The following is a 20,393-nucleotide window of genomic DNA, read 5'->3' on the forward strand; positions in this document are numbered from 1 at the left end:
GCAGGGCCGGAATTGCGTAAAGAGGCGCGTGGATAGTCCAGCCACACAGCCTTGTCAATAATATTTGGCTCGATTCTGCGAAAATGCGTCTGCCATGCGGAAATTCTGCTATATATACAACGAAGCAGTATCAGGATCAAAGGTTTACGTGTTCGATCAGGGCAAATCAGGCGGCAATTACCTGAGGCCGGACAGGCCCCGCAAGCCGGTCAGGCGTGCCGGGTTCTATGCCGAGCGCCTGAGCCATGCCGCGCGCCTGATCGCGGCTTTTTCCGTGAAGTACGGTGTGCTGGGCTTTCAACTGGCTCGTAAGTTCGTCTTCAGCCTGTCGGGACAATTGCTGATTCTGACCGCCCTCTTCATCGCTATTGTCGAGGCGGTGATCGTCATTCCGTCGCTCGCCTCCGATCATGAGCGTTGGTTGCTCGATCGCGTGCGCCAGGCCGAACTGGTGTCGCAATCCATCGATGTGGCGCAGAATAATGCTGTTTCCAAGGAGGTTTCCAACCAGCTTCGTCGCAGCGCTGGTGTGCTCTACCTGGCGGTCGAGATCAATGGCGAGAGCTACCGGCTTTACGATTCGCGCGTCGGCGTGCCGGAAGAGGTGCTCGACCTGCGCCAGTCGCATAAGAACCTGTGGCATGACATTCTCTACCTGTGGGCGCCGTGGAATACCTTCATGGGCCGCTCCGACCGCCTGATCCATGTGGTGGCGCAGCCCAAGGTGCGCGGCGGCCAGGAAATCGAGATCGTCGTCAGGGCCGAACCGCTCAAGACCTATCTGAAATCCAGCCTCGGCAGCATGTTGCGGGTGTCCTTAAGCATCTCGTTCCTGGCCGGTTTCCTGGTCTTTATCGGCCTGTCAGTCTTTGTTGTGCGGCCCATCCGGCAACTGACCAAGAGCATTGTCCGCTTCAAGTCCAATCCGGAAGATGCCACGGCGACGCCCCGGCCGTCCGGCCGGCCGGACGAGATCGGCCAGATCGAACGCGAAATGGCCTCGATGCAGGAAGAGGTGCGCCAGGCCCTGCGCTCGCGGGCGCGTCTGGCGGCGCTGGGGCAGGCGGTTTCCAAGATCAACCACGACCTGCGCAACATGCTGACCGCGGCGCAGATGGCCTCCGACCGTCTGGCCAATTCCGCCGACCCGACTGTGGCCAAGGCCCTGCCGCGCCTCGAACGCGCGCTCGACCGGGCGGTTTCTCTGGCGCAGAACGTCCTGACCTATGGCAAGTCGGACGAGCAGACGCCGCAGATTCAGATTGTCCGCCTCAAAGAACTGGCCGAAGCTGCCGCCGAGGATGCAGGCTTGGCGCCGGAAGGGGTGCGCTTTGTCTCACGCGTGGCCAAGGGCTTCAATCTGGAGGTCGACCCGGAGCAACTGCACCGGATGCTGGTCAATCTGATGCGCAATGCCCGTCAGGCTATCGAGCTGCAACCGAACCGCAAGGTGCGCGGGCGCGTGACGCTGACGGCGATCAAGACCAGCGAGGAAGTTCTGCTGATCGTTTCGGACAATGGCCCCGGCATTCCGGAAAAGCTGCGTGAAAAACTGTTCCAGCCCTTTACCTCAAGTTCGACGCCGGGCGGTTCCGGCCTTGGCCTTGCCATTGGCCGCGAACTGGCGCAACTGCATGGCGGCGATGTCCGTCTGGTCAGCACGGGCACTGACGGTACGACCTTTGAAGTGCGCCTGCCGCTGAAGCCATAATTGACGGAGTAGAGCTTGGAATTCGAGGAACTGCTGGAATTGGCGCGGGACAGCTATGTCGGTCAGTTTGTCGACTTTGTCGATAAACAGTCGGCGCTGTTCGAGCAGGGCGCGGCCGAGGTCAAGCTCCAGATCACTGGCGACAGCGAATATTACCGCAACTATTTCTGCGCAGATTTCGCCTCGAATGACGATGACGGCCATGTGGTCGAACTGGCGCCGGACGAGGAGGTGACCTTCGATCCGGTCGAGGTGTCGCTGGGCGAGATGGACATGACGGTCACCCGGCTGGTGTGGAATGACGTTACGGTCGCTTCCAATGACCGGACCCTGCTGGCCAGCGATTTCGCCGAATGGTTCGAAACCTGGTTCGATCCGGAAGAGACGACCTTCGATCCGGATACGCGGTTTTCCGCCTGCATCCATTCGCTGAAGGTCGATTCCGCTCAGGTAACGGTCGATTTTGGCACGGCGCCGGTCACCGCGCTTGCGGACCTGTTGATGCGGTTTGAAAGCCTGGGCTGCAAGTCGCTGACCGTCAGCTAAGCTGGTTCAAGATGTCCGCATCTCGGTGATGGTAACCCTGGGCCTTTCCCGCAAGGGCTGGCGTGACGCGGCAGCCATCCGCCGGATATTCAAGGCGGCCTTTACGGCGGCCGGATTTCCGCGCAAGGCGGGATAAGGCGGGGGTATCGAAGAGATCGCCACTTAGACCGCGCACGGACCGGCGCCAGCCGGTGACACGCGAGGCCACAATTCCATAAATGAGCGGTTTGCGGCGTTTGGGGCTTGCCCCGGCGGCGTGACTGCGTTCCAATGGAGCGCACCGGCAAGGATCAGCGCGCCAGCGGCCATATTCACGCCGATGACATCAAGGACTGGCTCACCACCGCCGGGCTGGATGACGCCGAAATCGCCATCAAGACCGCCGAACAGAACGATCTGAGCCAGCCGGAAAACCTCGATCTGTTGTCTCCCACCAACCGCGTGCGGGTGATCATCACCAAGGCGGCGCGACAGGAAGGCGGGAAGCGTTCAAGAGCACCGAAGTCTACCTGCCCAAGGTGCTTTGGGTGGAAGGCCCCGAGGTGGAGAGTGCGGTGCGTGAACTGGATTATGAAACCGATGTGCTGGCGGCCATCGACTGGCGCGGCTTTGATCCGGCGCTGGTGGCGGACAGCATCCCGGAAAACGCCCATACGGCGGAAAGCCAGTTGCAGCGGATCAGCCTGACCGATACGCCGGAGCACTTCGCCACCACCGATCTGGCTGCCGGACTGGAGACCCTGCGGTTTGATCCGTCCCATGCGGTGCGGATGATTTCCGACCTGGTGCCGAACCCCTTTGTCGGGCGGGAGATTGTCGGGGCAGTGGTGACGCGCCTGGTGGCGCGCGGCTTTGATGCGGTGAAGATCAGGGCGCTATCCAGCCTGATCGTGAAAGAACTGCGCAAGGGGATGGAAACCGAACGGACGTGAAAAGCGGGCGAGCCCGAGAATGTACCGCATGAAAATCAAATTGGGGGTACATTTGGGGTATGTGTGATTTTGGGTGATTTAAAAATAGTTATAATTCAATCAATAATTTAAATTGCGACAGTCCGACCGGGCCAGAAGGCTTTCTCCTCAGTTCAGCATCTCACGCGTGCCAAACAGGAAGCGGCGGCACACTGCAAATTAGGAACAGATTTATTCAACTCTTACAGAGATATAGGGGATCTGTCTGCCAAACTTACGATCTTGAAGGCATGATCAACAGGAAGAGGCCGTGCGCCTCACGCGTTGAAAGGTAGATTTCCATGTGGTCCCGCCGCCATTTCTCCGATGCCAGACCGGCCGGTGTTGCTTTTCTGCAAAACCTGTTCGCCCATCAAAAATCGCCCACATCTGTGATAGATAATCTCGCTGCGGTCGCTCTGCCACTGCGCCGGCTGGCACGCGCCAAGGCGCCAAATCCGGCACATTGACCATGAGCGATGTACAGAAGAAGGGCTGGTTTGCCTGCTTTGCCCAGGCGACGGCGACCCTGGCAGGGAGTGCGCCCGCCTTCGCCACGGCGATCGGCGTCGTTGTGGTCTGGGCGATCAGCGGGCCGTTGTTTCATTTCTCCGAGGTCTGGCAACTCGTCATCAATACCGGCACCACCATCGTGACCTTTCTCATGGTCTTCCTGGTGCAGAATGCCCAGAATCGCGACGGCAAGGTGATCCAGCTCAAGCTGGACGAGCTGATCCGCGCGGTGGAAACCGCCAATACCGCCTATATCGGCATGGACGATATGAGCGAAACCGAACTGGAAGCCCTGCGGGCGAAATACAGCCGGCTGGCAGAACGCGCGCGCAATCAGCGCTTTGAAATGCCGAGGGGTGAAAAGCTGGCTCATGCTCGTGCCGAGGCGGCGGAAGAGATTGTCGCCCTGGCGGATGAACGCGTGGTCGGCCGGTAGTTCTGCGAAACCCAGAATCAGCGCTATGGTGACCGCGCGTTTGCGGATCTGACCATGACCTTTTCCAGCCTTGATGCCTGTCTCGATGCCCGTCTTGATGCCGGTCTGGCGCACCTGCCGGTTCTGGATCACGCCCGCGGGGGAATGGTCTGTGGCCGATATCCGGGCGGCAGGGACTGCTGACGCACTTCAGGCGGCTATTGGATATGGTGCTGTGGCAGTGCGGCTGGCCGATCCGCTGAAACTGGCCCTGGCCGTTATCGCCCTTGACGGACAAGTGGAGCGCTTGCTGTTGTTGTCGAGCGATATGAGTGATGCTGAGGCGCGTGATTTGCTGGCGCAATTTGGCGGCGATGCCTTGCTGACGGATACGCTTTCCGAAAGTGGCCGAGACGGGCCGGAGATCATTTGGCGGAAGACGCCGAAACCCGGCAAAGGCGCGGATACGCCGCCGACGTCACGCGTCACGACCGAGTGGATATTTGCCACCTCCGGCACGACGGGCACGCCCAAGCTGGTGGCGCACAGCCTGGCCTCACTGACGCGGACAACGAAGCTGTTTACCGGCGCGCCCCGGCGCTGGGGGCAGATGTACAATATCGCCCGGTTCGCCGGCATTCAGGTGTTTCTTCAGGGGCTTACGGGCGGAAGCCTTCTGCTGCCGACGGCTGATACGGGACTGCCTGAGCAATTGGTTTTTCTGGCGGCGAAGGGTTGCACGGCGCTTTCGGCGACGCCCACCCTGTGGCGGAAGATACTGATGACGCCCGGTCACGAAGTCCTGCCGCTGGAACAGGTGACGCTTGGCGGTGAAATCGCCGATGGCGCCATCCTGTCCGCGCTGACCCGTACTTATCCGGCAGCGCGCGTGGTGCATATCTACGCCTCCACCGAAGCGGGAGCGGCTTTTTCCGTGCGTGACGGCCGGCCCGGATTTCCGGTCAGCTACCTGCACGATGCGCCGGGCGGCGTCCGGCTGAAGGTGGTTGACGGGCGCCTGTTCGTCCGGACGCGGAGCACGCGCGCCACCTATCTCAACCGGCAGGAAGCATTCGCCGACGCGGAGGGTTTTGTCGATACCGGCGACCGGGTGGAGATTGACGGTGATCGCTGCCTTTTTCTCGGCCGTGAAAACGGTGCGATCAATGTCGGCGGCAACAAGGTCTATCCGGAGGAGGTGGAACATGTCCTGCTGGCCCATCCGGCGGTCGACCTGCGCGCGGGTTTCGGCGCGCAAAAGCCCGATCACCGGCCAGCTTGTCGTCGCCGAGGTCGCGGCGGCGCCGGGCGCCGATCCGGCCGCCTTGCCGGCGGCGCTCAAAACCTGGTGCGCGGACCGTCTGCCGCACTGGAAACGGCCAGCCATGATCCGTGTGGTGGCGCAACTGGCGGCTTCAGCCGGCGGCAAGATCGATCGGGCGCAGACCTGATCTATTCGGCGATCTCGGAGTGCGGCGACAGATATTTGCTGACCATATGGTCGAGCTGCAAAGGCGTGAAGGGCTTGGAAATATAGTCATCCATGCCGGCATCCAGGCATTTTTGCCGGTCGCCCGCCAGGGCATTGGCGGTCACGCCAATAATGGCGATGTCCTGGATCAGTCCTGCCTTCTGGCCGTCCCGAATGCGGCGCGTGGCTTCATAACCGTCCATTTCCGGCATCTGAACGTCCATGAGTATCAGATCGAAGCTGTCGCGCGCCAGGGCATCGAGCGCTTCCTGGCCATTGTGGGCCACGGTGACCTTATAGCCCTGGTCTTCGAGCATGGCGACGGCGACAATGATATTGCCTTCGTAATCCTCGGCCAGCAGTATGTGACCACGGGCATCGCCTTGCGGCGCCGCTTCGGTCGTTTCGTCATTGGCGGCTTCGATCCGTGGCGCCGGCAGGGCTTCCAGCGGCAGGACGACGGTGAAGCGGCTGCCGAGGCCCTCGCGGCTTGAAACGGAAAGGGTGCCGCCCATCAGTTCGGTCAGTTGCTTGGTAATGGCCAGGCCCAGGCCGGTCCCGCCAAAGCGCCGCGAAATGCTCGGATCGGCCTGCATGAACTTGTCGAAGATGCGCTCGGACTGCTTGGGCGTCATGCCCATGCCGGAATCGACGACGTCAATTATGATATTGCGTTTATCTTCACCGGCGATCTCACTGCGCACCAGGATATTGACGAAGCCTTCATCGGTAAACTTGACCGCGTTGCTGACGAGATTGGTCAATATCTGCTGGAGGCGCATGGTGTCGCCCATGACGTGCAGTTCTGCGCGCGGAGCGCATTTTATATTGAGCATCAGGTCCTTTTCGGATGCCCTGACGCTCATGATTGAGCCCACTTCGGAGACGATATCGGCGATATTAATCGGCGCCGATTCCAGCACCAGTTCATGACTTTCGATCTTGGCGACGTCGAGCAGGTCATTGATCAGGTTGAGCAGTGAATCCGACGACAGGCGCAGGACGCTCAGCAGTTTCTTCTGTTTTTCATCGAGCGGCGCGCCGCGATCAAGCAGGGAGACAATGCCGATGATGGCGTTCATCGGCGTGCGCAGTTCATGGCTCATATTGGCCAGGAATTCACTCTTGGCGACATTGGCGTGTTCGGCCGAGAGGCGTTCGCCTTCGAGCACGACCTGCACGATATTCTGCGCCGTTTCGATATCGTCACGGGTCCACGGTTTGCAGCGATGTTGGACAGTTTCCTTCCAGAGCTCGAAAGAGGCGCGCGGCATCAGCCGATATCCGGCCCTTGTCTTTTCGGGCACCTTTTCCGGCGCGCCGGCCCAGTTGACCTGCTGCTGTTCGGAGCCGCGGAACCAGATGATGTAATCCTTCTTGGCGACGCTGATGGGCGCCGCCAGGAAACCGCCCCTGAGATGGCAGAGATCGGGGTGATCGACGCACGCCTTGTCGGCTTCCTGGGTGTGATAGATGCCGCTGGTCTGGTTCTGGACCCAGTCTGCCAGCTTATGGATTATCTCCTCGCGTGGCGTTTCGCCAAAACGCGGCAGCCGTTTGCGGGTCATGACGGCCATGCCGGTGGCGTTCAGGGCGCTGAGTGCCAGGGTCTGGCGGCCCTTCAGAAGCTCTTCGAGATTGAAATCGGTCTTGAGCCCGGCGGTCAGGCGTTCGACGATCAGGTTGCGTTTTTCCTGTTCCTGACGATCGCGCAGGCCCTCCATCGAAGACAGTTGCGCCGAGAATATATGCCCCATGATCTCGGAAACCATGCGGACGCGATAGGGGACATGGTAGCCGACATTGTGATGGCAGGCGACCAGACCCCAAAGCCTGCCATCCTGGATAATCGAGATCGACATAGAGGCGGCCACACCCATATTGGCCAGGTATTGCACATGGATGGGCGAGACGCTGCGCAGCACGCTTAAGCTCATGTCCAGCGGCCGCTCGGTATCGGGATGGACGGGCGGGATAATCGGCACCGGCGCGTAGGTTACATCCGCGATCTGGCGGATATAGTTGGTCATGTAGAGCCGGCGCGCCTGTTCGGGGATATCGGAGGCCGGAAAATGCAGGCCGCGATAGCTCGGCATGTATTCGGCCTTGTTTTCGCCGACCACCTCACCATTCCAGTTTTCATCGAACCGGTACAGCTTGACGCGGTCGAAGCCGGTGAGCTCGCGGATTTTCAGCGTCACGAAATCGTAGAGATCGGGCAGGGTGGTGGCATTGCGCAGGCCGACGGCGAAATCGCGCAGTTCGTCATAGAAGAAGTCACGGACGACCGACTTCTTGTCGTCGACAATCTCAAGTTCGACGACGATATTGTTTTCCACCCGGTGCGCCACGGCATCGAACCACATCTCGTCTATCTTGATTATGGTAGATTGGATCGGCATCAGGCTGCGTTCGACGACGATATGGCGAATCTGTTCGGCCTGTTCCCGGCCGATGATGTCGCCCAGGGTCTTGTGCAGGACCGTATCGACCGTCAGTTGCGGCAGCCAGCGCTGGACATTGTCCGACGCCTGGATGATGCGGTGTTCGTCGCCTTCCAGGACGAACAACATGCCATAGGGCTGGATAGAGCCGGGGATATGGATCGGCTCGCGCGCGCATTCCTTCAGCGCCTCTTCCAACTCGGCATCACTCAGTTCTATGCGGGGATCGAGGGTCATGACAGGTTTTCGGTCTTCAGGAGGTGAGAGGGTGTTTTCATGTCGTGGAAGGCGTCGCAGAACCAGGTCAGGGTCTCGAAGGCTCGCCGCGCGCTGGAGAGCACTTCGTCGGGATCGAGCGCATCGCCCAGGGCGTCGATATGGGCGGTGAATAGCTTCCAGTTGGGGCCGTTATCATGGCCGTAACCGGCGAAGAACCACTGATCGAGGCGGGGGATCAGGCCAAGATGCCGTTCCAGATGCCGGCTGATGACATGGCCGCCCAATGTAGAGCCCTGCTTGGTGTAGAGATAGCCGGCCAGTTTCGAGCGCGTATCGATCGGCGGGTGAACAAAGGGGATAAGTTGCGCCTGGCTGGCCAGGCCGTGCTGGGCCAGATCGCTGCCGAGCCAGGTCAGGACCGGGGCATTGGGTACGTCTTCGGGCCAGCCGGCCAGGCAGGCGGCCTCGGCGTGGCTGTAATAGGCTTCGAAAGCGAGCAGGATCCGGTGAAAGTCAGCCAGACTCAGCGAAGCATTGGACAGGCCGTTCAGCAGGGGATGCGTGTGAAGGGCTTCGTGTTGCGGACGGGTATGGCTTCGCAGGGCTTCGATAAGACGCATAAACTGAAGGGCTGAAACGGAGAAAATAGAATTCTTATCTCCAAATTTTTATAAAGAGGAAATGTGGAGATTACGACAGGGCCGGTGCGGCGCCCACCACCTCGATATCCGGCAGGCCGTCGAATTCAAGCCGGACCTGACCGCGTTCGGGCCGGCAGAGGCGCAAAGGGCCGGCCTTTTCATCCAGCCGGCGGCGCAGCAGGATCAGGCGGGTTTCGAGATTGTCCTTGAAATCGGGCAGGCGAAGCGAAGTGTCACGGCGGATTTCCCGGTTGGAGAAGTCGCGCTGGCCGCTTTCGCTGAATTTTCTGACGAAATAGTACAGCAGCCGGCCGGGCACGCCGCGGATCAGATAGTCGTTGTCGATAAATACGCTGTCATCGTGCATGAAATAACGAAAGCGGAACCGGCGGCTGTCGGTATGTGTCGCGGACGCTAAGTTTGCCGAAGGTTGGATCGTCTGGGCCTGAAGCTCCGCCAGCAGGAGGCAGGACGCCAGATGGTTGGCGATCAGGCTCAGGGCGGCTTCATCCTCGTGAGTAAAGGCGAAGGACAATTCCGACTCGACAAAGATGACGCCGCGCAGCCGTCCCTTGGCCAGCATGGGCACGGCCATCTGGCACTGGGGCGCCTCCAGGCCGGGCAGGGGGATTTGTGCGCTGTCGCCGGTGACAGCGCGGGCATAGCGGCGGGCGCGTGTCAGGTCGGCGATCAAGACGGGGCGCTTCGAGGCGGCGGTCATGCCGATAACGCCCGTGCCTACCGACACCTCGGCGCCCGTGCCGTACCGGTCATAGCCCCGGCTGGCCACCATGGTCAGGATTGTTTCATCCTCGTTCGGCAGCAGGACCATGAGATAACGGAAGGCCATCTCGTCGCGCAGGCCATCGAGCGCGGTATCCAGAATGGTGTCGCTGTCGGCTTCATGGCTGATGGCGGAAATGATGCGCGCGGCATGGCCGATGCGGTCACAGCGTGGACGCGGTTCGGGCGCTGGCGTCAGCGGGGCCGCAGCCAGCACTTCGCGGATCTGCGTCACCCGGTAGATATCGGCGCTCTTCAGCTTCATCAGCCCTTCGTGGCCGCGCAGGTGGCTCATCACATCGAGATGGGTCGATATGCGCTCGAACACCTCGCCGCTGTCGCAGGACTGCTCGAACTGGAGATCGAGCAGGTGCTGTGCGCCGGACAGGGCATCGACCACCATCACGGTGGCCACGCCCAGCCGCCGGACATTGGCAGCCGTCTTGGAAAAGAACTGGTTGGACAGGGCGACGTGGGTTTCGTCTATATAATAGACGTGCGACAGGTAGGATATGTTCGGCATCCCGTCATCGTCGATCGTGCCGATGATCGAGGGGATCACGCCTTCAAAACTGTTGCGCAGGTCGCCGAGGCGGATAGCGGGCCGGGTCATGCGGTCAGGCCCGCCAGGCGTTCGCCGGCATGGGGGCCGGGGCTTTGCAGGAAGACATCGCTGGGGTGGAAACCGATGCGCATGAGATCCCCGGCGCACAGGGAATGCGACAATTGCGCCCGCCGCACCTCCAGGGCCTCCATCAGGGCCAGCATCCGCTCGACATAAAGCTGGCCGCGGGCCGCCTCAGCCTCGGTGGCGGGGGTGATATCCTCGATCACGCCCTTGATCTGGTAACACAGATAGTCCGTGGGACGCACGAAGGTGGCGGCGATCTTGCCGCCGGGCACGGCATTTTCAACAACATCCGGCCATTGGGCGCGACAGACGAATATGTCGATCAGGCCGGTGGCTTCATCATAAAGGGCGCCGGTGCCGCGGCCTATAGTGGCTCTGAAGCGCTGGTCGCGCGTCGAGACAACCATCATCACCGGCCCGGAAATGAAGTCCGCCAGTTCGCTGCTGATGAGTGTCGACATGTCCAAGACCGGATCCCCGAAAGGTTGCAGTCTAGCTGGTTAGGATAATTTTAGGAATAGGCGTCGCGGGCTAGGAACGATTTAGGAAGCACAAAAAGAACGGGACGGTTATTGGCTCGGTCAATCCGGATAACGCAATTATCAAACAGGAAGTCCCCCATGAACCATACTCATTTTGTCCAGTCGATCCCCGATACGCTTGGGCGCTACGATATGTACGCCAATATTCACAAGGCGCTGCGCAAAGCCCAGTGCGAGATGCTGATCCGTCTGGGGCAGGCCGATTTCGCCCATGATGACCTGGCGCCGCTGCTGGAAGACCTGCGCGACCTGTTTTCCTTCGGCAGTTCGCATATCTCGCATGAGGAAGTGCATATCCATCCGGCCATCGAACTGCGCGCGCCGGCCGCGACAACCGACCTGCAGCACCAGCATGACAGCCACCGACACAATTCCCGCCTGCTGGAAGAACTCATCAATGTCCTGCAGGACAGCGCGCCGGAAAAGCGCGAAGCGCTGGGACGCCGGCTGTACCTGGCCTACAGTGCCTTTATCGCCCACGATTTCGAGCACATGTTCGAGGAGGAAACCCTGAACAATGCCCGCCTGTGGGAGCTGTTCGATGATGGCGAACTCCATGCCATGGAGCGTGCCATTGTCGGCAGCCTGCCACCGCAGAAGGCCATGGCGGCCATGCGTCTGATGATTCCGGCGATCAGCCGCGACGAGCGGGTACGGTTGCTGGCCGGGATGAAGGAAAACGCCCCGAAGGAAGTCTTCGAGGCGGTGATGGAGCACGCGGCTCGTCCGACCCTGTGCCGTGAGGACTTCAGCAATCTCAGCCGTCGGCTGATGCTGACCCAGTGCGTGCCGGTCTATTAAGGCGCGGATTTAAGGGAGGCACGTTAAGGGCCTTGACCCCGAGGCGTGCTTCCTCTATAGCCCGCGGATCATTTTTGAGGTGCGCCCTTAAAAGCGCGTCCTGATCCGAAAAATATGCAGGGGCTGTGTCCCCGCCGTAACCTCCAAAGCGCAGGTTGCGGCTTTTGTGTTTGTTTCGGTTACGGCCTCCGGAATAAAAGCCGCTTGCCTTATGGGAAGCTCCTGAAACCTATGATCGCCCGGCCAAACGGCACAGGTCATAAAGAAGAAAGCCATCGAATCCGATGCCCACAATTAACCAGTTGATCCGCAAGCCGCGCCATCCCAAGCCGGTTCGCAACAAGGTTCCGGCCCTGAAGGGCTGCCCGCAGCGCCGCGGCGTCTGCACTCGCGTCTATACGACGACCCCGAAGAAGCCGAACTCCGCTCTGCGTAAGGTCGCCAAGGTCCGTCTGACCTCCGGCATCGAAGCCGTGTGCTACATCCCCGGTGAAGGCCACAACCTGCAGGAACACTCCGTTGTTCTGATCCGCGGCGGCCGCGTTAAGGACCTTCCGGGCGTCCGTTACCACATCCTGCGCGGCGTGCTCGACACACAAGGCGTCAAGAACCGTAAGCAACGCCGTTCGCACTACGGCGCGAAGCGTCCTAAGTAAGGAACAGAATATATGTCACGTCGTCACCGCGCAGAGAAGCGCGACGTCCTGCCGGACCCCAAGTTCGGTGATCTGGTCGTCACCAAGTTCATGAACTACGTCATGTACGAAGGCAAAAAGGCTGTTGCTGAAAACATCATCTACGGCGCCTTCGACATCCTGGAAGCCAAGAAGAAGGACGCGACTGCTGTCGAGACCTTCCACACGGCCCTCGATAATGTTGCCCCTTCGATCGAAGTGCGTTCGCGCCGCGTCGGGGGTGCGACCTACCAGGTTCCGGTTGAAGTCCGTCCGGACCGCCGCCGCGCCCTGGCCATCCGCTGGCTGGTGAACGCCGCCCGCAAGCGTGGCGAAAACACCATGACGGAAAAGCTGGCTGCCGAACTGCTCGACGCCGCCAACAACCGCGGCACCGCTGTCAAGAAGCGTGAAGATACGCATAAGATGGCCGAAGCTAACCGCGCCTTCTCGCACTACCGTTGGTAAGAGCGATTTGACAGTGAGGGTTTGCGCCCTCGCTGTCGCAAAAATATTGCTTTTCGGCGCGGGCGGTTTGGTTTAAACCGCCCGCGCTGTTTGCAATTATCCGAATTTTTTGAATCCGACCCGAAAGTTTTGAGGCTCCCCAATGCCCCGCAGTCATAAGATTGAAGACTATCGTAACTTCGGCATCATGGCCCACATCGATGCCGGCAAGACGACGACCACAGAGCGCATTCTGTATTACACCGGCAAGAGCCACAAGATCGGCGAAGTTCACGATGGCGCTGCCACCATGGACTGGATGGAGCAGGAGCAGGAGCGTGGCATCACCATCACCTCCGCCGCGACCACCGCGTTCTGGGAGGGCAAGCGTCTGAACATCATCGACACGCCGGGACACGTTGACTTCACCATCGAAGTCGAGCGTTCGCTCCGCGTCCTCGATGGCGCTGTCACGGTGCTTGACGGTAACGCCGGCGTTGAGCCGCAGACCGAAACCGTCTGGCGCCAGGCCGACAAGTACAAGGTGCCACGCATCGTGTTCGTCAACAAGATGGACAAGATCGGCGCCGATTTCGACAAGTCGGTCCAGTCGATCCGCGACCGCCTTGGCGCCAAGGCGGTGCCGATCCAGTTCCCGATCGGCTCGGAAACGAACCTGAAGGGCCTCGTCGATATCGTCCGCATGACCGCAGTTGTCTGGGACAATGACGGCCCGGGCGCGACCTATCGTGACGAGCCGATCCCGGCTGACCTGGTCGAAAAGGCCAATGAAGCCCGTCAGTACCTGATCGACAACGCCGTCGAACTCGACGACGAAGCCATGGAAGCGTACCTGGAAGGCAATGAGCCTTCGATCGACGTCATCAAGAAGTGCATCCGCAAGGCCGTCCTCACCGGCGCCTTCTATCCGATCCTCTGCGGCTCGGCCTTCAAGAACAAGGGCGTTCAGACCCTGCTCGACGCCGTCGTCGATTATCTGCCGTCGCCGGTCGATATCCCGGCCACGCAAGGCATCGACTACAAGACCGAAGAGCCCGTCACTCGCAAGGCTTCGGACGAAGAGCCCCTGTCGGTTCTGGCGTTCAAGATCATGGATGACCCGTTCGTGGGTTCGCTGACCTTCTGCCGCCTGTATTCGGGCAAGATGGAAACCGGCCAGGGCTTGCTGAACTCGACCCGCGACAAGCGCGAGCGCGTCGGCCGTATGCTGCTCATGCACTCCAACAACCGTGAAGACATCAAGGAAGCCTATGCCGGCGACATCGTCGCCCTGGCTGGCCTGAAGGACACCCGCACGGGTGACACCCTCTGTGATCCGCTGAAGTCCCCGGTCATCCTGGAGCGTATGGAATTCCCGGCCCCGGTTATCGAAATCGCTGTTGAACCCAAGTCGAAGGCCGACCAGGAAAAGCTGGGCGTCGCCCTGGCCAAGCTGGCCGCCGAAGATCCGTCCTTCACCGTTTCGACCGACTTCGAGTCGGGCCAGACGATCCTGAAGGGCATGGGCGAACTGCACCTCGACATCAAGATCGACATCCTAAAGCGCACCTACAAGGTGGAAGCCAATATCGGCGCGCCGCAGGTCGCTTACCGCGAGTCCATCACCCGCAAGGCCGAGATCGACTACACCCACAAGAAGCAGACCGGTGGTACGGGCCAGTTCGCCCGCGTCATGCTGACCTTCGAACCGGGCGAGCCGGGTTCGGGCTTCGTGTTTGAATCTGCCATCGTTGGTGGTGCGGTGCCGAAGGAATACATCCCCGGTGTCGAAAAGGGCCTGGAATCGGCCAAGGAAAACGGTCTGCTGGCCGGCTTCCCGCTGATCGACTTCAAGGCGACGCTTACGGACGGCAAGTTCCACGACGTCGACTCCTCGGTCCTCGCCTTCGAAATCGCTTCGCGCGCTGCCTTCAAGGAACTGCGTGAAAAGGGCGGCCCCAAGCTGCTCGAACCGATCATGAAGGTCGAAGTGGTCACGCCGGAAGAATACCTCGGTTCGGTCATCGGCGACCTTAACGGCCGTCGCGGCATGATCCAGGGGCAGGACATGCGTGGCAACGCCATCGTTGTCGACGCCTTCGTGCCGCTGGCCAACATGTTCGGCTACGTGAATACCCTCCGCGGTATGTCGCAGGGCCGCGCCCAGTTCTCGATGGTTTACGATCACTACGAGCCCGTGCCGCAGCACGTCGCCGACGAAGTGATCAAGAAGTACGCCTAAACCAGAGCGCATTCCGAAAAGTGTCCTGCAATGCTGTTGTGCACTTTTCGGATTAAATGCGCGTCTGACAAATGCCTATTGGCCCGTGGCATTTTGTGTGCTACGGGCCGCTCCAACATTAACAACCCCTGACGAATGAAGGTCCGCTACGGCGGAGATGAAATATGGCCAAGGAAAAATTCAACCGCTCGAAGCCTCACTGCAATATCGGCACCATTGGTCACGTTGACCATGGCAAGACGACCCTGACGGCAGCGATCACGATCACTCTGGCGAAGTCGGGCGGCGCGACCGCGAAGAACTATGCCGACATCGACGCCGCTCCGGAAGAAAAGGCGCGCGGCATCACGATCAACACGGCGCACGTCGAATACGAAACCGAGAACCGCCACTACGCCCACGTCGACTGCCCGGGCCACGCCGACTATGTGAAGAACATGATCACCGGCGCCGCCCAGATGGACGGCGCGATCCTGGTCGTTTCGGCCGCTGACGGCCCGATGCCGCAGACCCGCGAGCACATCCTGCTGGCCCGTCAGGTCGGCGTGCCGGCCCTGGTCGTCTACATGAACAAGGTCGACCTGGTTGACGACGAAGAACTGCTGGAACTGGTCGAAATGGAAGTCCGTGAGCTTCTGTCGTCCTACCAGTTCCCCGGCGACGATATCCCCATCACCAAGGGTTCGGCCAAGGCCGCGACCGATGGCGTCAACCCGGAAATCGGCGAGCAGTCGATCCTGGCCCTGATGAAGACGGTTGACGAGTACATCCCGCAGCCGGAACGCCCGATCGACCAGCCCTTCCTGATGCCGGTCGAAGACGTGTTCTCGATCTCGGGCCGTGGTACGGTTGTGACCGGCCGCGTCGAGCGCGGTATCGTGAAGGTCGGTGAAGAAGTCGAAATCGTCGGCATCCGTCCGGTTCAGAAGACGACCTGCACGGGCGTTGAAATGTTCCGCAAGCTGCTGGACCAAGGTCAGGCCGGTGACAACGTCGGCGTTCTGCTGCGCGGCACCAAGCGTGAAGACGTCGAACGCGGCCAGGTTCTCTGCAAGCCGGGTTCGATCACCCCGCACACCAAGTTCGTGGCTGAAGCCTACATCCTGACGAAGGAAGAAGGCGGCCGTCACACTCCGTTCTTCACCAACTACCGTCCGCAGTTCTACTTCCGCACGACCGACGTGACCGGCATCGTGAAGCTGAAGGAAGGCGTGGAAATGATCATGCCGGGCGACAACGCCGAACTGGACGTTGAGCTGATCACCCCGATCGCCATGGAAGAGAAGCTGCGCTTCGCTATCCGTGAAGGCGGCCGTACCGTCGGCGCCGGCGTCGTCTCCAAGATCGTGGAATAGTTGAAGGCGAGGGGCCCAAGTTACGTTTCTTGGCCCCTTGACCCCGATACATGCAAGCGAGACTTGATATAATAAAAAATCCTCCGGCTTTGGGCCGGGGGATTTTTTTATTATTCAGACTTTCCCTGAATATGTTATGGGATCAAAGGGCCTGCGGCCCTTTGCCTTCAAATGTCTCAACGATATGCCGCAGGAGGCCGCGCGATGATCCTGATTGGCCAGTATGATTCCCCCTATGTCCGGCGCGTCGGTATTGCCCTGACGCTCTATGGCCATACGTTCGAGCATCGTCCGTGGTCGACCTTTGGCGATGGCGACAAGATCGAACCGTTCAATCCGTTGCGCCGCGTGCCGACCCTGGTGCTCGGGAATGGAGAGATCATTCTTGAAAGCGCCTATGCGCTTGACTGGCTGGACGAGCAGGCGCGGGCTGCCGACGACATCGTCCCGCTGATTGCCGCATCAGGACCGGAACGGCAGAAGGCACTTTACTATATCGCTCTAACGACGGGCTTTTCCGACAAGGCGATTGCGCTGTTTTATGAACATGTACTGCACAAAGAAAAGTCGCCGGTCTGGCTGGAGCGCTGCAACAGGCAAATCAGCGCGGTTCTGGATGTGCTGGAAAAGATTCGTGCCGGTGCCAAAAGCCAGTGGCTGCTGGGTGGAGATATGACGCACGCCGATATCGCCCTGGCGTGCAGCCTGCGCCATGCCCGCGAGGCGCACCCGGCGATCGATTTCAGCCGATGGCCGGCCCTGGCATTCCATAGCGCGCAGTGCGAACGGATGGAGGTCTTCAGGCATATTTCTCAGCCTTTCATCGGGCCGAAAACAGAGGATTAACCCTGCGCTAACCCTGCCGTTTAGGGCGGTATAAACCCTGCCGTGGTAGCTTTCAGGCTCAAAGTCATGTCTGCGAGCCCTCATGTCCCTGAAACATCCGACCCAAGTCAGTTCCCTGAACCGGATCGAGATCATTCATGTCAGGGATCTGACAGAACGCGATGTCAGCCAGTGGACGGCCTGGCGCGATCTGCGCCCGGAGCTGGTCGGGCCCTATTTTGATGTCCGTTATGTCCAGGCGATCGGTGCCGTCGTGCCGGGGGCGCGGGTGGCCAGACTCTATACCGAGGGGCGGATCGGCGGCTATTTCGCTTACCAGGTTCGTGCCGGCGTTTTGCAGCCGCTCGGTGCACCGCTCAGCGACTATCACACCTTGATTGCCGCGCCCGGTTTCACACCGGACCTTAACCTGTTGCTCAAAGCCACCGGCGCGAAGCGTCTTGATTTCCAGGGTTGGGTAGGGCCGATGGAGCCGGCCGCCCATACAGCCGTGCTGAACCGCCGCGCGGCCCTGACGCCGGAAGGCTTCGATGCCTGGTATGAACAGCAGGACCATGAGCATCACAAGTTCTTCAAGAATGTCGGCCGCTGTGAGCGCAATATCGCCAAGGACTTCGGCGGTTTTGATTTCACCTGGGAACGCGTGACGCCGGAGGTGATGGACTGGATCATCAGCCTCAAGCGCGAGCAATATAAAAAGACGGGCCTGCACGATATCTTCGATTGCGGCTGGACGCGCGACCTGCTGGCCAGTCTCGCCAACCTGCCGGATGAGGATTACGGCCTGCGCGCCGGTCTCTTCCGTCATGAGGGCAAGCTGGTAGCCGCCGAGATAAGCCTGGTGGATCGCACCAGTGTTCATCTGTGGTTCCCGGCCTATGACCCGGTCTATTACCGCTATACGGTCGGCATCGTGCTCACCATGGCGATTATTCGGCATCTGTCACCGCTTGGCTATACCAGTTTCGATTTTGGTACGGGCGGCGAGGACTACAAGTCACCAATGACGGTTTCGGGGGGGAATGCCTGGAAGGCAGTCTGCAATATGCGCCGGCACTGGGCAGCCGGATGGTGGACGTGGCCGTGGCGCTGCTGCCGGCCCGCTCTAAGCTGGAGCAGGCGCGCTTATCCTTACGTCGTCGTGTCAATGTCATCCGCTCCACCGAGGTCAGTCTCGGCGGCTGGAGCCGTGCCCTGATGGCGATGGGCCAGCGTGCCGTCATGCGCCTGAAGCCGGCAAAGACCTGACCTGTTAGCGCTATCGGTTTCTGTTTACGCAACGAGCTGTTCGCCTTATGACGAAGAGAAGCAGAACAGGGATCAGGCACATGACGGACACTTCACGGCGTGGTGTTTTCAAGACATTGGTGGGTGGTGCGGCCGCGGCGCCATTAGCCGCCGCGCAGGCGTCAGCGGTCTCCTGTGAGATACAGGCGCCAAAATGGGGCAGGGGGATCGAAGGTCAGCGCAAGGCCGACCTCGGCAACGGCACTTATCTCAATCCGATCATTCCCGGCGACCATCCCGATCCGACCATTTTGAAGGACGGTTCGGACTATTACATGACGTTTTCGTCGTTCTTTTCCTATCCGGGCATCGTCATCTGGCATTCGACGGACCTGGTGAACTGGGCACCGGTCGGGCCGGCCCTGCAAAAGCCGCTTGGGACGATCTGGGCGGTGGACCTGTGCAAGCACGGTGATCGTTACTATGTCTATATTCCCGCCAATCCGGGCGACAAGGGCTGGTCGATCTTCGTGATCTGGGCCGATGACATCAAGGGGCCGTGGAGTGATCCGATCGACCTGAAGATCAGCGGCTGCATTGATCCGGGGCATGTGGTCGGAGAGGATGGCAAGCGCTACCTGTTCGTCAACGGCATCCGAAAAGTTCGCCTGAGCGACGACGGTCTGGCGACCGATGGTGAGGTCGAGCCGGCCTACAGTCCCCGGCATTTTCCCGATGACTGGATCACCGAGAACTTCGCGCCAGAGGGGCCGAAGCAGCTGCGTCATAATGGCTGGTTCTACCTGATCACCGCCGTCGGCGGCACGGCCGGACCAGTGACCGGCCATATGGTCATCGCCGCGCGGTCGAAATCAATTCATGGCCCGTGGCAAGATTGCCCGCACAATCCGTTGGTACGCACCTTGAGCACCGCCGAACCGTGGTGGTCGCGCGGCCATGCCTCGATTGTTGAAGGCCCCGCCGGCGACTGGTGGATGGTCTATCATGGCTACGAGAACGGCTTTCGCACCCTGGGGCGTCAGCCCTTGCTGGAGCCGATCGAGTGGACGAAAGACGGCTGGTTCCGCGCCTTGGGGGGTGATCTGTCGAAACCGATAGCCAAGCCCAGGGGCGGCCCAAAAGATACTAAGCCGGGTCCGGCGGGTTTTGCGCTGTCGGATGATTTTTCACAGAATCGCTTTGGCACGCAGTGGAGTTTCCACGATCCCGCCGCTGACGAAATGTCGCGCATACAATATGAAGATAAGGCTCTGCGCCTGACGGCACGCGGCATAACGCCCGCGGACAGTGCGCCTTTGACCTGTCCGGTTGGGGATCGGTCCTACGAGGCGGAGATCACGCTGGACCTCGACGGCAAGACCGAAGGCGGTCTGCTGCTGTTCTATAATCACAAGGCTTTCGTCGGCATCGGCTTCACGCCGGAAATGATGAAGACGTGGCAATATGCCGAGGAGCAGACCTGGCAGCGGACGTCCATGGCGACCGACAGCGTGCGCATTCGGGTGACCAATGATGAGAACGTCATCACCTGGCATTATTCACACGACGCCGGAAAAACATGGACCCGCCACCCCACGCGCATGGAGATCTCGGGCCTGAACCATAATGTCTTTGGCGGCTTTATCAGCCTGAAGGTCGGCATCTACAGCGTGGGCGAGGGGAGCGTCACCTTGCGCGACTTCTCTTACAGGGGCGATTCAGGCGGATAAATCCGCTTTCGGCGCAAAATAATCCTCGCCGCTTATTTTTCTTCGCTTTGCGCCAATTGCCGCTTGACGAAAGCGAGTCGTTTCGGCATAAGCGCCACTCTGTTAGATCGGCTGTGGCGTCTGAAGGATGCCAAACGCGGTCTGCAAGCATAAACCAACCCGGTCGGCGGCCCTTTCTAAAGGGAATTGACCGGTTTGATCAACG

Annotated in this window: 18 protein-coding genes; 14 read left to right on the forward strand and 4 right to left on the reverse strand. The window is 60.2% G+C overall.

Going from position 1 to position 20,393, the window contains the following annotated elements; all coding sequences use genetic code 11:
* Window positions 1-148: 148 nt before the first annotated feature.
* The 6 genes from NVV72_12880 to NVV72_12905 all read left to right on the forward strand — a co-directional run bounded on the left by NVV72_12880 (window position 149) and on the right by NVV72_12905 (window position 5,672).
* Window positions 149-1,711, forward strand: coding sequence for a HAMP domain-containing histidine kinase (locus NVV72_12880; GenBank protein ID MCR6660180.1), 1,563 nt, complete (start codon window positions 149-151; stop codon window positions 1,709-1,711).
* 15 nt (window positions 1,712-1,726) lie between these two features.
* Window positions 1,727-2,257 (forward strand): hypothetical protein, encoded by a 531-nt coding sequence (locus NVV72_12885; protein MCR6660181.1) that lies wholly within the window; start codon window positions 1,727-1,729, stop codon window positions 2,255-2,257.
* Between the two features lie 527 nt (window positions 2,258-2,784).
* Window positions 2,785-3,189 (forward strand): hypothetical protein, encoded by a 405-nt coding sequence (locus NVV72_12890; GenBank protein MCR6660182.1) that lies wholly within the window; start codon window positions 2,785-2,787, stop codon window positions 3,187-3,189.
* Window positions 3,190-3,679: 490 nt separating this feature from the next.
* Window positions 3,680-4,156, forward strand: coding sequence for a low affinity iron permease family protein (locus NVV72_12895; GenBank protein MCR6660183.1), 477 nt, complete (start codon window positions 3,680-3,682; stop codon window positions 4,154-4,156).
* A gap of 54 nt (window positions 4,157-4,210) precedes the next feature.
* Window positions 4,211-4,339 (forward strand): hypothetical protein, encoded by a 129-nt coding sequence (locus NVV72_12900; protein MCR6660184.1) that lies wholly within the window; start codon window positions 4,211-4,213, stop codon window positions 4,337-4,339.
* Entirely contained in the window at window positions 4,308-5,672 is a 1,365-nt protein-coding gene (locus tag NVV72_12905; GenBank protein ID MCR6660185.1) for an AMP-binding protein, read from the forward strand. Before NVV72_12900 ends, NVV72_12905 begins: the two co-directional genes overlap by 32 nt.
* Here the strand turns inward: NVV72_12905 and NVV72_12910 are convergent.
* From NVV72_12910 to NVV72_12925, 4 genes are all read right to left on the reverse strand, one after another.
* Window positions 5,588-8,287, reverse strand: coding sequence for an ATP-binding protein (locus tag NVV72_12910; GenBank protein ID MCR6660186.1), 2,700 nt, complete (start codon window positions 8,285-8,287; stop codon window positions 5,588-5,590). The genes NVV72_12905 and NVV72_12910 overlap by 85 nt on opposite strands.
* A complete protein-coding gene (locus tag NVV72_12915; GenBank protein ID MCR6660187.1) occupies window positions 8,284-8,889 on the reverse strand; it encodes a biliverdin-producing heme oxygenase in 606 nt (201 codons plus the stop codon). The genes NVV72_12910 and NVV72_12915 overlap by 4 nt, the downstream gene beginning before the upstream one ends.
* A gap of 70 nt (window positions 8,890-8,959) precedes the next feature.
* Entirely contained in the window at window positions 8,960-10,306 is a 1,347-nt protein-coding gene (locus tag NVV72_12920) for a GAF domain-containing protein (protein MCR6660188.1), read from the reverse strand.
* Window positions 10,303-10,785 (reverse strand): hypothetical protein, encoded by a 483-nt coding sequence (locus NVV72_12925; GenBank protein ID MCR6660189.1) that lies wholly within the window; start codon window positions 10,783-10,785, stop codon window positions 10,303-10,305. The genes NVV72_12920 and NVV72_12925 overlap by 4 nt, the downstream gene beginning before the upstream one ends.
* Before the next feature lie 159 nt (window positions 10,786-10,944).
* Here NVV72_12925 and NVV72_12930 point away from each other — a divergent pair, with 159 nt between their 5' ends.
* The 8 genes from NVV72_12930 (at window position 10,945) to NVV72_12965 (ending at window position 20,188) form a co-directional block, all read left to right on the forward strand.
* Window positions 10,945-11,667, forward strand: a complete 723-nt coding sequence (locus NVV72_12930; GenBank protein MCR6660190.1) for a hemerythrin domain-containing protein — start codon at window positions 10,945-10,947, stop codon at window positions 11,665-11,667.
* A 284-nt stretch (window positions 11,668-11,951) separates the two neighbouring features.
* On the forward strand, window positions 11,952-12,323 hold the full coding sequence (gene rpsL, locus NVV72_12935) for a 30S ribosomal protein S12 (protein ID MCR6660191.1): 372 nt from the start codon (window positions 11,952-11,954) through the stop codon (window positions 12,321-12,323).
* A gap of 12 nt (window positions 12,324-12,335) precedes the next feature.
* Window positions 12,336-12,809, forward strand: coding sequence for a 30S ribosomal protein S7 (gene rpsG, locus NVV72_12940; GenBank protein MCR6660192.1), 474 nt, complete (start codon window positions 12,336-12,338; stop codon window positions 12,807-12,809).
* Between the two features lie 142 nt (window positions 12,810-12,951).
* Entirely contained in the window at window positions 12,952-15,030 is a 2,079-nt protein-coding gene (gene fusA, locus NVV72_12945) for an elongation factor G (GenBank protein MCR6660193.1), read from the forward strand.
* Window positions 15,031-15,194: 164 nt separating this feature from the next.
* Window positions 15,195-16,385 carry an elongation factor Tu gene (tuf, locus tag NVV72_12950; GenBank protein ID MCR6660194.1) on the forward strand — a complete coding sequence of 397 codons (1,191 nt, stop codon included), beginning with the start codon at window positions 15,195-15,197 and terminating at the stop codon, window positions 16,383-16,385.
* Window positions 16,386-16,589: 204 nt separating this feature from the next.
* Window positions 16,590-17,231 (forward strand): glutathione S-transferase family protein, encoded by a 642-nt coding sequence (locus NVV72_12955; GenBank protein ID MCR6660195.1) that lies wholly within the window; start codon window positions 16,590-16,592, stop codon window positions 17,229-17,231.
* 82 nt (window positions 17,232-17,313) lie between these two features.
* Window positions 17,314-18,429 carry a GNAT family N-acetyltransferase gene (locus NVV72_12960; protein MCR6660196.1) on the forward strand — a complete coding sequence of 372 codons (1,116 nt, stop codon included), beginning with the start codon at window positions 17,314-17,316 and terminating at the stop codon, window positions 18,427-18,429.
* Window positions 18,430-18,559: 130 nt separating this feature from the next.
* Window positions 18,560-20,188: a family 43 glycosylhydrolase gene (locus NVV72_12965; protein MCR6660197.1), complete on the forward strand. Its 1,629-nt coding sequence runs from the start codon at window positions 18,560-18,562 to the stop codon at window positions 20,186-20,188.
* Window positions 20,189-20,393: the final 205 nt, after the last annotated feature.

Origin of the sequence: Asticcacaulis sp. (genome assembly GCA_024707255.1) — a bacterium.
GTDB lineage: Bacteria > Pseudomonadota > Alphaproteobacteria > Caulobacterales > Caulobacteraceae > Asticcacaulis.